This window comes from Lelliottia sp. RD5 (assembly GCF_056032945.1).
The window spans coordinates 198674-212480 of the sequence record NZ_JBVYHQ010000001.1; the positions used below are offsets into that span (position 1 = coordinate 198674).

Annotated in this window: 8 protein-coding genes; 6 read left to right on the forward strand and 2 right to left on the reverse strand. The window is 58.3% G+C overall.

All coding sequences use genetic code 11. The features are described from left to right. Positions 1–208 precede the first annotated feature (208 nt). Positions 209–1993, reverse strand: a complete 1785-nt coding sequence (locus tag AC0LWE_RS01065; protein ID WP_219346466.1) for a methyl-accepting chemotaxis protein — start codon at positions 1991–1993, stop codon at positions 209–211. A 106-nt stretch (positions 1994–2099) separates the two neighbouring features. Then, positions 2100–2453, reverse strand: a complete 354-nt coding sequence (locus AC0LWE_RS01070; protein ID WP_219346467.1) for a DsrE/DsrF/TusD sulfur relay family protein — start codon at positions 2451–2453, stop codon at positions 2100–2102. A 73-nt stretch (positions 2454–2526) separates the two neighbouring features. On the opposite strand from AC0LWE_RS01070, the gene nasR reads away from it, so the two are divergent. From nasR to AC0LWE_RS01100, 6 genes are all read left to right on the forward strand, one after another. Then, a complete protein-coding gene (gene nasR, locus AC0LWE_RS01075; protein ID WP_219346468.1) occupies positions 2527–3711 on the forward strand; it encodes a nitrate regulatory protein NasR in 1185 nt (394 codons plus the stop codon). Positions 3712–3938: 227 nt separating this feature from the next. Further along, entirely contained in the window at positions 3939–5186 is a 1248-nt protein-coding gene (locus AC0LWE_RS01080; protein WP_219346469.1) for a CmpA/NrtA family ABC transporter substrate-binding protein, read from the forward strand. 1 nt (position 5187) lies between these two features. Continuing rightward, positions 5188–6069, forward strand: coding sequence for a nitrate ABC transporter permease (ntrB, locus tag AC0LWE_RS01085; protein WP_174343286.1), 882 nt, complete (start codon positions 5188–5190; stop codon positions 6067–6069). A gap of 9 nt (positions 6070–6078) precedes the next feature. After that, entirely contained in the window at positions 6079–6867 is a 789-nt protein-coding gene (locus tag AC0LWE_RS01090) for an ABC transporter ATP-binding protein (protein ID WP_131487209.1), read from the forward strand. A gap of 10 nt (positions 6868–6877) precedes the next feature. After that, positions 6878–10864, forward strand: a complete 3987-nt coding sequence (nirB, locus tag AC0LWE_RS01095) for a nitrite reductase large subunit NirB (RefSeq protein WP_219346470.1) — start codon at positions 6878–6880, stop codon at positions 10862–10864. Then, entirely contained in the window at positions 10861–13380 is a 2520-nt protein-coding gene (locus tag AC0LWE_RS01100) for a nitrate reductase (protein ID WP_219346471.1), read from the forward strand. The genes nirB and AC0LWE_RS01100 overlap by 4 nt, the downstream gene beginning before the upstream one ends. Positions 13381–13807 lie beyond the last annotated feature (427 nt).

Consider the following 13807-nt stretch of genomic DNA (forward strand, 5'->3'; position numbering starts at 1 on the left):
ACCCCGTAGTCCGAAAACAACGCTCTCCCTGCGGTTAATCCTGAGCGTGATGTTGTTCACAATTCACTCATGGCATAACACCAAAGGGGAAGGGTCGGGATGCTGATTTTGATCAAAAAATGGCATAACGATTAAACAAAAATGACAAAATGCCTGAAAGGGATTAGCTGGCGCGTATTTGAACAGGCAAATACGCGCCGTCATAACATTAAATGCGGAAATGGCCGGCCGTTTCAGCCAGGTCGCCCGCCTGGCTCTGCAATGCGCCTGCCGCCGCGGCGGATTCCACCACCAGTTCGGCGTTCTGCTGCACCATGCGATCGAGATGCGTCACGGCATGATTAATCTCGTGAATGCCTTTCATCTGTTCGCTGGTCGCCACCGAAATCTCGCGCATAATCCCCGACACGCTGCCAATGCTGGCGCGGATCTCATCCATGCTTTCACCGGCAAGGTGAACATAGCGCGAACCGGTTGCCACGCTGTGGGCGGTCGAATCGATCAGCGTTTTGATCTCTTTCGCAGCCTGCGCACTGCGGCTCGCCAGACTACGGACTTCACCGGCGACAACAGCAAAACCGCGGCCTTGTTCACCCGCACGAGCAGCTTCAACCGCTGCGTTCAGCGCCAGAATGTTGGTCTGGAACGCAATTCCGTCGATAACGCTGGTGATGTCGCCGATCTTCGCAGAAGCCACTTCAATTGATTGCATGGTGGTGATGGCTTGTGAAACCACTTCGCCCCCGCGCGATGCGGCAGCTGAGGCTTTGCTGGCCTGATCGTTGGCCTCGGCGGCGGACTCATTAGACTGCGTCACAGACGCGGTAATTTGCTCGACCGCACTGGCGGTTTCACGCAGGCTGGATGCGGCTTGCTCGGTACGTCCCGAAAGATCCTGGTTTCCGGCGGCAATTTCGCGCGCCGCATTTTTCACCGAGGCGCTGGCATCACGCAGTTGTACCATCACCGTGGAGAGCTTATCGCTAAAGGCGTTAAACGCATGGGCGATTTCCGCCACTTCGTCCTGGCCATTTTCCGGCAAGCGCTGAGACAGGTCATTCGTCCCGTTCGCGATGGCGTGCATGGCATCACGAACGTCTGACAGACGTTTCAGCAAGCGGGCGATGACGAAATGAATAATGGCCCCGCTGAGCAACACCAGAATCACCAGCGACAGGCCAGAGGCTTTCAGCAGGGAACGCATACCCGACGTTGCATCGCTGCTGTCGAGGGCGACCACCAATAGCCAGTGGGTGCCTGCGATCGGCGTGGCGATAAAGGTTTTCTCGACGCCCGCTAATGTCCCGTCGATTGCTGCACCTTTTTTCAGGTCGTTCAAATCGACATTTTTGATGGCTTCGGAAAATGGCTTCATTGTTTGAGCCGGATCGTTTGCGGCAATCACCGTTCCGTCGCTGTCGATCAGCAACCCGCTGCTGGCAGGCGTAGGATGGATACCGCGAACGTTCGCGACCACGCTGTCCATCGCCACGTCTCCGGCGACGACCGCTTTCAGCTCACCGTTCTCTTTCACCGGCACGGCAAACGTCACCACCAGTTTAGCCGTTCCGGCATCCACGTAAGGCGCAGTCACGACGGGCGCATCGGCGGTTACCACCTGCTGATACCACGGACGCACGGTCGGATCGTAATCAGCCGGTACGCCTTCAGGATCGGAGAATTTCGCCGTTTTATTGGCGTAGCCGACGTAAACGTTGGTGAATCCCCCCGCATTGGCCAGCTGTTTAAACACGGGCACCGGGTCGTCATTGAGGGCCACGGATTGCGCAGAAGCAATCACCGTAAGCTTGCTGTTCACCCAGTCGGCAATGGCAATATTATGGCTGGCGCTGGTACTGGCGAGGATATCGCGTTGAGATTGCTGGTTATCCTGTCGCGTGACGTAGAAGTTGATGAAGGTATTAAGAACAAGGGCAACGACCAGACAGCCTGTCGTTGCGGCGATAATACGAGAGCGGATTGATCTGAACATACGTTAATACCTGCTGAGTTGACTTAAGGTTCGTATCGGCAACTCAGCGGGGAACTTGATGATGCAACCGCGTCCATAAGAAAATAATATTATCTGAGGTTTATTATTAAAAAGTTAATACTTTATCGGCGGCCAGCGTCCATTCGGCTAATTCAACCAGTGTGCCAATTTCCACGCCCTCGATCAGCGGCAAAGACGTGATCCCGCGTCCGTCAGTGCAGGTCTTGCACAGTTTCACCAGAACATCCTGCGCGGTGAGGATCTCCAGCATCTGCTGGATGTTATACCCCTCGGCAGGTTTCTGTCCTTTTAGCCCGGCAGTCACGGCATCCGACATCAAAAACAGCCGCAGATCCAGCGCGCTCTCCCGATCGCGTAAAGCAATCGCCAGTCGCAGACTGTTAAAAAGGGATTCACTTCCGTAAGCCGCACCGTTGGCGACGATAACGATTTTCTGCATGTTGACTCCAGTTTCATAAAGGGGCACGGATATTGCTTAGCTCTGAGGATAAAAACGATCCGGGAGAGTAAGCATGACGAACATCTACGGCAGTCCACCCGGCGCAACCGAATGGCTTCAGCGCGCAAAGCGGATGCGCAAACAACAGTTCAGCAACCTGGCGCAGCTCGGCGAACTGGTGAGCTGCATCAGCACGCTCGCCCACATGCTACAGTGCGAACGCGGAGCGTCAAATATCTGGCTCTGCTCGCAGGGGAAGCTCTACGCCGCCGAGTGTAAAGCCAGCCGGGCATTAGCGGATCAAAATCTGGCCGCATTTCACGTTGCGCTGGCGCAGCAGTCACCTTTTTCAGGCAGCGCCGTCTGTGAGCGTATCGCCAGCGCCCTCCATCAGCTTGAGCAGTTGGGTCCGCTGCGGGAGGCGGTCGTTTCGCGCAGCATCAAAGCGCATCTGGCGATGGAACAATACAGCCGTACGCTGCGCCATGTCCTCAGTATCATTCCTCAGCTCAATGACAGCATTGACGATCCGCAAATAGCGAGTCGATTTGTTGCGCTGTATAGCCTGATGCAGGGCAAAGAGCTGGCGGGGCAGGAGCGCGCGTTGGGGGCGATTGGTTTCACCGAGGGGCATTTCAGCGATGACATGCGCCAGACTCTGGTCGACCGCATCGATGCTCAGCAAGCCTGTTTTGACGTTTTCCTGTCGCGCGTCCAGCCTGATGTGCAGACCACGTTTGAGCGTCACTGCTTGCCCGGTGTCGAAACTGAACAGCTGCGCCGGGTCGCCTGTACCCGCCAGCCTGCCGCCGATCAGGGCGCGACCGCGCTCAACTGGTTTGCGCTGCAAACGGCGCGTCTTGAACATCTTCGCGCCCTTGAAGAGGTCATGATTGCCGATCTGATGCACGCCGTCGAAGCGCGAATGCATTCAGATAATGAATCTTTTGAGTTTTTTGACGAGACGGATGACCCGTTCACACACTGGCCCGACAAACCGCTCCTGTCGCTGGTGCGTCAGCAGGCGCGAGAAATCGAATTATTGTCCCGCCAGCTTGCCTCGTTGCGCGACACGCTTGAGGAGCGCAAAACCATCGATAAAGCGAAAAGCGTGCTTATGACGCATCAAAATATGAGCGAAGAACAGGCGTGGTATGCCCTGCGAAAAATGGCGATGGATAAGAATCAGCGCATGGTGGATATCGCACGTGCGCTGCTTACGGTCAAGACGCTGTGGCAGGTAATACCAAAGGAGTAGATGCACAATCGGTGGGCATTGTTTGCATGATTGAGGTGCGAAACACGGGGGCAACAGCGTGAAAACAGCCTGACTAAGGCGTTAAAACCTGGCATCCGCTTTGCATTATCACATTAACAAATTTTAACGACGCGCCAACGGCGGTGCGTTCGTTTTCAGGATAAAGGCGTCCAGCAATGCTTCGGCATTGGCGGGCGCTTTTTTTTGGCTTTTTTTCGGGAGTGAGCATGGTGAACTGGACGAGACGGCGATTTTTACAGGCAAGCGCAATAGCAGGCGGGGCGATGCTGCTTCCAGGCGTCATGCACTCCGCGTGGGCGGCAGGCTCGGATAAACCGGAGCTGGAGACGGTGCGTGTGGGCTTTATCCCCTTAACCGACTGCGCGCCGTTGGTGATCGCCGCGCTAAAAGGTTTTGATAAAAAGTACGGCATTACGATTGTCCCGACAAAAGAAGCCAGCTGGGCCGCGGTGCGCGACAAACTGGTCGCCGGTGAACTGGATGCGGCACACATTCTGTATGGCCTGCTGTACGGACTGGAGCTGGGTATCGCCGGTAAACCGCAGCCGATGGCCAATCTGATGACCCTGAACCACAACGGTCAGGCAATCACGCTTTCAAACGATCTGCTGGATAAAGGTGTACGCGACGTTGATGGGCTGAAAAAGCTGATTCAGCAACAGGCTCCCGGCACTTACAGTTTCGCCCATACCTTCCCAACCGGCACGCACGCCATGTGGCTCTATTACTGGCTGGCCAGCGCGGGCATTAATCCCTTTGACGATGTGCGCACCGTGGTCGTTCCGCCGCCGCAGATGGTGATGAACATGCGCATCGGCAATATGGTCGGCTTTTGCGTCGGCGAGCCGTGGAACGCCCGCGCCATCAACGACCGTATCGGCTTTACCGCCGCGACCTCACAGTCCATCTGGCCAGAACATCCAGAGAAAATTCTCGGTACGCGCCGCGACTGGGTTGAGAAAAACCCGCACACCGCGCGAGCGTTGGTCAGCGCCGTGATGGAGGCGGCGCGCTGGATTGATGCCTCACCGGAAAATAAACGTGAAACGGCGCTCATCCTCTCGCGTCGCGCCTGGCTCAACACCAAAGAGCAGTATCTCACCGGTCGCATGCTGGGCGAATACGATAACGGCATCGGCCAGCGCTGGCAGGATGCCCATCCGATTCGTTTCTTCAACGAGGGCGCAGTCAGCTATCCGTGGCACTCCGACGGCATGTGGTTCCTGACCCAGTTCCGCCGCTGGGGGCTACTGAAAACCGAACCGGATTACGCCGGAATTGCACAGCGCATTAATCAGACCGCTGTCTGGCAGGACGCCGCTACCGCCGTGGGCGGGATAGGCACGCCGTCGTCACCGATGCGCAGCAGCACACTCATGGACGGCACCGTCTGGAACGGCACCGATCCCGAAGGCTATGCCAGTCGCTTCGCCATTCACCGTCAAGGGGCATGAAATGAAACAGATGCAAACTACACAGATCGTGGCTGAAAAGCCCGTCAGCGGCGAAGTCATTACGCTGCCACCGGTTCAGGTCCGTCGCCGCGCACCGGCATTTGCCCGCCGGATAAACGAACTCCTCCAGCGCGTGATCCCGGCGTTTCTCGGCCTGGGATTGCTGGTGGTGTTATGGCAACTGGCTGCGATCAACAGCAAAGGTTTCCCTACGCCGCTCAGCACGCTGGATTCCGCTATCACGCTGTTTGCCGACCCGTTTTACCGTGACGGACCGAACGACATGGGGATTGGCTGGAACATTCTCGCCTCGCTCCAGCGCGTGGCGATTGGGTTCGGTCTGGCGGCGATTGTCGGCATTCCGCTCGGTTTTCTGATTGGTCGATTCACCTTTTTCTCGCGCATGTTCACCCCGCTGATCGCGCTTCTGCGTCCGGTCAGCCCGCTGGCGTGGCTGCCGATCGGCCTGCTGCTGTTCCAGAAAGCGGAGCCGGCGTCGAGCTGGACCATTTTCATCTGTTCCATCTGGCCGATGGTGATCAACACCGCCGAAGGGGTGCGCCGGATCCCCCAGGACTACCTCAACGTTGCGCGCGTATTGCAACTTTCTGAGTGGACCATCATGCGCCGCATTCTGTTTCCTGCCGTACTGCCCGCAGTGCTGACGGGCGTGCGGCTCTCAATTGGCATTGCGTGGCTGGTGATTGTTGCCGCCGAAATGCTGACCGGGGGATTAGGGATCGGCTTCTGGATCTGGAACGAGTGGAACAACCTTAACGTTGAAAACATTCTCATCGCCATTGTCATCATCGGCGTGGTCGGGTTGCTGCTGGAGCAGGGGCTGATGCTGATCGCCCGTCGTTTTAGCTGGCAGGAAAAATAAGGAACGAACATGAAACCATTAATTCAGGTACAGGGCGTGAGCCAGCGTTTTTCCACGGCCAGCGGCGAGTTTCTGGCGCTGCAAAACGTCTCTTTTGATATCCACGAAGGTGAAACCGTTAGCCTGATTGGCCACTCCGGCTGCGGCAAATCCACGCTGCTGAACCTTATCGCCGGGATCACCTTACCCACGGAGGGCGGGCTGATTTGTGATAATCGCGAAATCGCCGGACCAGGCCCGGAACGCGCGGTGGTGTTCCAGAACCACTCGTTGCTGCCGTGGCTGACCTGTTTCGACAACGTGGCGCTGGCGGTCGATCAGGTTTTCCGCCGCACCATGAGCAAAGCGGAGCGCAAAGCGTGGATCGAGCACAATCTCGACCGGGTGCAAATGGGTCATGCGTTGCATAAACGTCCGGGGGAAATCTCCGGCGGGATGAAGCAGCGCGTGGGTATCGCGCGGGCGCTGGCGATGAAGCCAAAAGTGCTGCTGATGGATGAGCCTTTTGGCGCGCTGGATGCGTTGACCCGCGCACATCTGCAGGATTCGGTCATGAAAATCCAGCAGGAGCTGAACACCACTATCGTACTGATCACCCACGATGTGGACGAAGCAGTGCTTCTCTCCGATCGCGTGCTGATGATGACTAACGGCCCGGCGGCGACGGTGGGCGAGATTTTGCAGGTCGATTTGCCGCGCCCGCGCAATCGCGTGCAACTGGCTGAAGACAGCCGCTATCACCACATGCGCCAGCAGGTTCTGCGTTTCCTCTATGAAAAACAGCCGAAAGCGGCCTGAGGAGCTAACGATGCGACTGGTCATTATTGGTAACGGCATGGCAGCAACGCGACTGATCGAGTCGCTGACCGAACGTGCACCCGGTCGCTTCACCATTACCGTGATCGGCGAGGAGGCCGAGCCTGCGTACAACCGCATTCAGCTCTCGCCGGTGCTGGGCGGCGAAAAACAGGCGGCCGCCACGCGGTTTCATGATGACGCCTGGTATCAGGCGCGTGGCGTGACGGTGATGACCGGTGAAAGGGTGACGGCGGTGGATCTGGCCGCGCGGGAAATCCGCACGGAACAGCGGTCTGTGCGCTGGGATGAACTGGTGTTCGCCACCGGTTCGCAACCGTTCATTCCGCCCGTAGCGGGCAGTGACGGGGCGAACGTGTTTACCTTTCGCACGTTAAAAGACGTGAAGACCATTCTGGCCGCGACCGGTCCGGTGGTGGTGCTTGGCGGTGGCGTGCTGGGCGTCGAAGCCGCCGCCGCGCTACGTCATTCTTGTGACAACGTCACGATTGTGCATCGCGGCCCGTGGCTGATGGAACAGCAGCTTGACCAGCAGACCGGCGCGCTGCTGGAGCAGGCGTTAAAAGAGCGGGGAATTGACTGCGAACTGGCGTCGGGGATCACCAACATCACCTCTCACTCCGTGACGCTCTCTGACGGGCGCACGCGTGCGGCCACGCGCGTAGTGCTGGCGACCGGCGTAGTACCCAATGCCTCACTGGCGAAAGCCAGCGGGCTGTTGTGTGCCAAAGGGATCGTGGTGAACAGCCTGATGCAAACCTCACATCCCGGCGTCAGTGCCATTGGCGAATGCAGCGAAATTAACGGCCAGACGTGGGGGCTGGTCGCGCCATGTCTGGCGCAGGCCGATATTTTGGCTGCCCGACTGGCCGGCGTTACCTGCGCCGCATTTACCCCCTGCGACAGCGGCATGCGCCTGAAAGTGACCGGCATTGAGCTGTTCAGCGCCGGTTGCGTGGCGGCGCAGGCGGGTGATGACCTCTGGACGTCGTGGGACCCGCTGACGCGTCATTACCGGCGCTTATTGATTCGCAACGGCACGCTTGCGGGCGTGCTGATGTTTGGCGATTGCCGCAGTGCGGCGGCGCTCACCGATTTACTGGCAAAGCCGGTGCCCGCGCAGGCGGACTGGCTGTTCGATCGATTCACTACGCAACCCCAGGTTGCAGGACAGAACGCTATGACAAAACCTACTCTGGTGGTGGTTGGACACGGTATGGTCGGCCACCATTTTCTCGAAGATTGCGTGAACCGCAATTTGCATCAGCACTATCAGATTGTCGTGTTTGGCGAAGAGCGCTATGCGGCCTACGACCGTGTGCATCTTTCAGCCTATTTTGACGATCGTAATGCCGATTCACTCTCACTGGTGCAAGGTGATTTCTTTGCCGGGAATGGCATTGAGCTGCGTCTTTCGCAGCAAATTGTCGATATTGACCGCGAGGCGCGGGTGGTGCGCACCGCCAGTGGCCATGAAACCCACTGGGACAAACTGGTGCTGGCGACGGGATCGTATCCATTTGTGCCGCCCGTGCCGGGTCGCGATCTGCCGGGCTGTTTTGTCTATCGTACGCTGGACGATTTAGACAGTATCGCGGCGCATGCAGCCCATGCGCGACGCGGCGTGGTGATTGGCGGCGGTCTGCTAGGGCTGGAAGCGGCGAACGCGCTCAAGCAGCTGGGACTGGAAACGGACGTTGTTGAATTCGCCCCGAACCTGATGGCGGTTCAGCTTGATAACGACGGTGCGGCGATGCTGCGCCGCAAAATTGAAGCCCTCGGCGTTGGCGTGCACACCAGTAAATCGACAACTGAAATCGCCCGCACCGAAGACGGTCTGGTGCTGCGTTTTGCCGATGGCGGCGAGCTGAACACCGATATGGTGGTCTTTTCTGCCGGGATCCGCCCGCAGGACGCGCTGGCACGTCGCAGCGGGTTAACCCTTGGTGAACGCGGCGGGATTTGCATCGATCACCACTGCCGCACCTCGGATGAAGACGTGTTTGCCATTGGCGAATGTGCGCTGTGGGAAGGTAAAATTTTTGGTCTGGTGGCGCCAGGCTATCAGATGGCTCGCGTGGCGGCGGCCCAGCTTGCCGGGGAAGAACACGCGTTTGCGGGCGCGGACATGAGCACCAAACTGAAGCTGCTGGGTGTGGACGTCGCCTCTTTTGGTGATGCGCATGGCCGCACGCCCGGCGCGCAAAGTTATCAGTGGACGCACGGTCCGCAGCAAATCTACAAGAAAATTGTGGTCAGTGAAGACGGTAAAACTCTGCTCGGCGGTGTGCTGGTGGGGGATGCCGCCGAATACGCGACGCTGGTACAGATGATGCTCAACGGCATCAGCCTGCCGAAAGATCCTGAAACGCTGATTTTGCCCGCCGTTGCGGGGAGTGCGCCCAAAGTGCTTGGCGTCGCCGCACTGCCGGACAGCGCGCAGATCTGCTCCTGTCATAACGTCAGTAAAAGTGATATCTGCCAGGCGGTGAGCGTCGGGGCAACGGACATCGGCGCGGTTAAACAGTGCACCAAAGCCGCCACTGGCTGTGGCGGGTGTAGCGCGCTGGTCAAACAGGTCATGGAGTTCCAGCTGGCGGCGCAGGGCGTGGAGGTGAAAAAGGATATCTGCGAACACTTCGCCTATTCGCGTCAGGAAATTTACCACCTGGTGCGCGTCAACCGCATCCACACGTTTGAACAGCTGATTGCCCGCTACGGGCACGGCCACGGCTGCGAAATTTGTAAGCCGCTGGTCGGATCGGTGCTGGCGTCATGCTGGAATGAATATCTGCTCAAACCTGCGCATCTGCCGCTCCAGGACACCAACGACCGCTATTTTGCCAATATTCAAAAAGACGGCACGTATTCGATTGTCCCGCGCATGCCTGCCGGTGAAGTCAGCGCTGACGGGCTGATCGCCATCGGGCAAATCGCGAAGCGTTATCAGCTGTACAGCAAAATTACCGGCGGTCAGCGAATCGACCTGTTTGGCGCAACGCTGGAACAGCTACCCGAAATCTGGCAGGCAATGGTCGAAGCCGGATTTGAGACCGGGCATGCCTACGGGAAATCGCTGCGTACCGTGAAATCGTGCGTCGGGTCGACGTGGTGTCGTTACGGCGTGCAGGATTCAACGGGTCTGGCCGTGACGCTGGAGCATCGCTATAAGGGCCTGCGCGCGCCGCACAAAATCAAAATGGCGGTGTCAGGTTGTACCCGCGAATGCGCCGAAGCTCAGAGTAAAGACGTCGGCGTGATTGCGACCGACAAGGGCTGGAACCTGTATCTGTGCGGTAACGGCGGCATGAAACCGCGCCATGCAGATCTGTTTGCCAGCGATCTGGATGACGAAACCCTGCTGCGCACCGTGGATCGTTTCCTGATGTTTTACATCCGCACTGCCGATCGTCTGCAACGCACCAGCACCTGGATGGACAATCTGGAGGGCGGCATCGACTATCTGCGCGATGTGATCATGAATGACAGTCTGGGGATTGCCTACGAACTGGAGCAGGAGATGGCGCGGATTGTCGACACGTATCAGTGCGAATGGCAAACCACGCTCGCCGATCCAAACCGTCTGGCGCTGTTCCGTACCCGCGTGAATGCGCCGGTGACGGAGGCCTTCAAACGCTGGCAGGAAATTTGTGCAGTCGACGAAATCCCGGAACATGCGGGCATTGGCGCACATCTTGGTGAACAGCAAATCGCGCTGTTCCGATTCGGCAAAGCCGTGTATGCGCTGGAAGATATCGAGCCGGGCAGCAGCGCCAGCGTGCTGTCGCGCGGGATTCTGGGGGATGCGAGCGGCGAGCCGATCGTTATCTCGCCGCTGTACAAACAGCGTATCCGCCTGCGCGACGGGCGACAGGTGGACAGTGGCGAACCGGCGGTACGCGCCTGGCCGGTGAAAATCGAAGGCGGCAAAGTGTGGGTGAGCAGCGAAGAGCTGGTGATGCGTGCGGAGGCTTCATGACCCAAACCCGAACGACGTGCCCGTATTGCGGTGTCGGCTGTGGCGTGGTAGCAAGCGTAAACAATGGCGAGGTGCGCGTGCGCGGTGACGAAACGCATCCGGCGAATGACGGCAGAGTGTGTGTGAAAGGTTCGGCGCTGGGGGAAACAACCGGCCTGGAAGGGCGTTTATTGCGCCCGATGATTGACGATCGTGAGGTTGAGTGGTCACAGGCGCTTGAAGCGGCGGGCGAGCGTTTACGGGAGATTATCGCGACTGACGGCCCGCAGGCCGTGGCGTTTTATGCCTCCGGGCAGCTCCTGACGGAAGATTACTACGCGGCCAACAAGCTGATGAAGGGATTCATTGGCGCGGCGAATATCGACACCAATTCGCGGCTGTGCATGTCCTCGGCCGTGACCGGCTATAAGCGCGCGTTTGGTGAAGATATCGTGCCGTGCAGCTACGACGATATCGAAAATACCGATCTGGTGGTGCTGGTGGGGTCGAATGCCGCCTGGACGCATCCGGTGCTTTATCAACGGCTGGTGCAGGCGCGCGCCGCTGATCCAGCATTAAAGGTGGTGGTTATCGATCCCCGCAAAACCGCGACCTGTGATATCGCCGATCTGCATCTCGCGTTGCTGCCGGGCAGCGATGCAGGATTGTTTGTCGGACTGCTTAATCATATTCAGGACGAAAATAGCTGGCCAACGCCGCGCGTGGCGGCATTTTGCGGGTTAGCGGTTGCAGAGGTTGAGACATTTTATCAGTGGTTCACCATCGCGCCGCGCGCCGTCACGCTCTACACCATGGGCATCAACCAGTCGTCGAGCGGGAGCGATAAGTGCAACGCGATTATTAATGTCCATCTCGCCAGCGGAAAATTTTCCCGCGAAGGCTGCGGTCCATTTTCGTTGACCGGACAGCCTAATGCGATGGGCGGGCGAGAAGTGGGTGGGCTGGCAAACCAGCTGGCCGCACACATGAGTTTTGAACCGGACGATCTCTCACGCGTGGCCCGCTTCTGGGGAACTGAAAGGCTGGCGCAGACGCCGGGGCTGATGGCGGTTGATCTGTTTGACGCCATTGCGCGTGGAGAGGTGAAAGCCGTGTGGATTATGGGCACGAATCCTGCCGTTTCGCTACCCGATAGCCACGCCGTATGTCAGGCGCTGGCGGCATGCCCGCTGGTAATCGTCTCGGAAGTGATGCGTGATACGGACACCAGCCGCTTTGCGCATATCCGGTTTCCGGCGCTGGGCTGGGGCGAGAAAAACGGGACGGTCACAAACTCTGAACGCCGGATTTCGCGCCAGCGCGCGTTTTTGCCCGCGCCGGGAGAGGCAAAACCGGACTGGTGGATTATCGCTGAGATAGCCAAAAAACTGGGTTACGGTGCAGCGTTCAACTGGCAGCATCCGCAGGAAATTTTCTGCGAACACGCCGCGCTGTCGGCGTTTGAAAATGCGGGCGCACGGGCGTTTAATTTAAGTGACCTTGTCACGTTAACGCGCCAGCAGTGGGATGATTTAGAACCCTATCAATGGGCTACAGGTAAAATACCGGTGCGGCGAATTATCCCGGTAGAGCCGGAACATCATGGTGCGGTCCCCGATGCGCTTTATCCGTTGATTCTGAACAGCGGTCGCGTGCGCGATCAGTGGCACACCATGACCCGCACGGGCTACGTTCCACGGTTGATGCAGCATATCGCCGAACCGCAGGTGGACGTCTCGGCAGCGGATGCGCAACGTTTTGCGCTGCAAGACGGACAGCTGGCGCGCCTGAGTTCGCCGCGCGGGGTGATGGTCGCGCGCGTGCATGTGACTGCGGGGCAACGCGACGGCGAAGCGTTTACCCCGATGCACTGGAATAACCGCTTTGCGCGTCAGGGGAAGGTGAACGCGCTGGTGGAAGGGCGTTGCGATCCGCTTTCTGGTCAGCCCGAAAGCAAACAAACGGCGGTGAGGATAATGCCGTGGCAGCCAGGATGGCAGGGCGAACTTTACGCGCGCGAGCTGCCTGAACTGCCCGCTTTTGCCCACTGGTGGCGCAAAGCCACGGTGGGTGTTGAACGTCTTACGCTGGCGAGCGACAAATCGCTGTCAGAGGTGATTCTGGCGCACTGTAACGCGCGGGGCTGGCAGTTACAGATTGCCCAGACCGGCGAGCGTAGCAGCATACTGGCATGGCATAACGGCGATCTGATGCTGGGATTTTGGGAAGGGAAAACGCGGCCAGCACTGGCGCATGATTTTATTGTATCGGCGTTTCAAACGCCGCCTGCTGAACGCGTTGAACGTCATGCGTTGTTGGACGGACAAAACCCTGGCGAGCGTAAAGACCCTGGACGAATAATCTGTAGCTGCTTTAGCGTAGGAGAAAACACAATCCGTGAGGCCATCGCGGGCGGGTGTGATTCGGCAGCGGCGCTGGGGGCGACATTACGCTGCGGGACGAACTGCGGATCGTGCGTGCCGGAGCTTAAAGGGTTGATTGCCGAAGGGAGTTCGGCGGCATTAATGCAGCGGTAAATATCTTCACAAAATTTGGATATCAACGCGTTGCTCTGGTCCGGCTGTAAATCGTCGACGCGTTTTCGTCAGGCCGGGGCGACGCGCAGGGAAGCGCGGAGAGGGTGCGGCCTGCAAGGATGCAGAATCGTGCCCGACCCGAACGCCTGACGGAAAAGCGGAGAGTACCGCGAAGCGGCGATTTTCTTGTCGGGAGCCGGGAGTGTTAAGGGAGCGGCGTTGGCCTCTTAACACGTTCACATGTGGGGTGGTTATAGACCGGCAAAAAAGTGAGGTGACCGGAACAAATAACTGAGCCATATCTTGCTCTAAATTGGCCCACTCCTTGAAGGGGCGAGGGGTTATTCAGCGCCACAGCGGGCACGCCGATTAATCATACTTCCTGCTCACGCAGCCAGACGCTTCAGGATAATCCGGAAATTCCCCC

What these genes read in the sequence shown, in the direction of transcription:
- nasR (WP_219346468.1), top strand. Translation starts at nt 2,527, where the DNA reads ATGACGAACATCTACGGCAGTCCACCCGGCGCAACCGAATGGCTTCAG.
- AC0LWE_RS01065 (WP_219346466.1), bottom strand. Translation starts at nt 1,993, where the DNA reads ATGTTCAGATCAATCCGCTCTCGTATTATCGCCGCAACGACAGGCTGT.
- AC0LWE_RS01070 (WP_219346467.1), bottom strand. Translation starts at nt 2,453, where the DNA reads ATGCAGAAAATCGTTATCGTCGCCAACGGTGCGGCTTACGGAAGTGAA.
- AC0LWE_RS01080 (WP_219346469.1), top strand. Translation starts at nt 3,939, where the DNA reads ATGGTGAACTGGACGAGACGGCGATTTTTACAGGCAAGCGCAATAGCA.
- nirB (WP_219346470.1), top strand. Translation starts at nt 6,878, where the DNA reads ATGCGACTGGTCATTATTGGTAACGGCATGGCAGCAACGCGACTGATC.
- AC0LWE_RS01090 (WP_131487209.1), top strand. Translation starts at nt 6,079, where the DNA reads ATGAAACCATTAATTCAGGTACAGGGCGTGAGCCAGCGTTTTTCCACG.
- AC0LWE_RS01100 (WP_219346471.1), top strand. Translation starts at nt 10,861, where the DNA reads ATGACCCAAACCCGAACGACGTGCCCGTATTGCGGTGTCGGCTGTGGC.
- ntrB (WP_174343286.1), top strand. Translation starts at nt 5,188, where the DNA reads ATGAAACAGATGCAAACTACACAGATCGTGGCTGAAAAGCCCGTCAGC.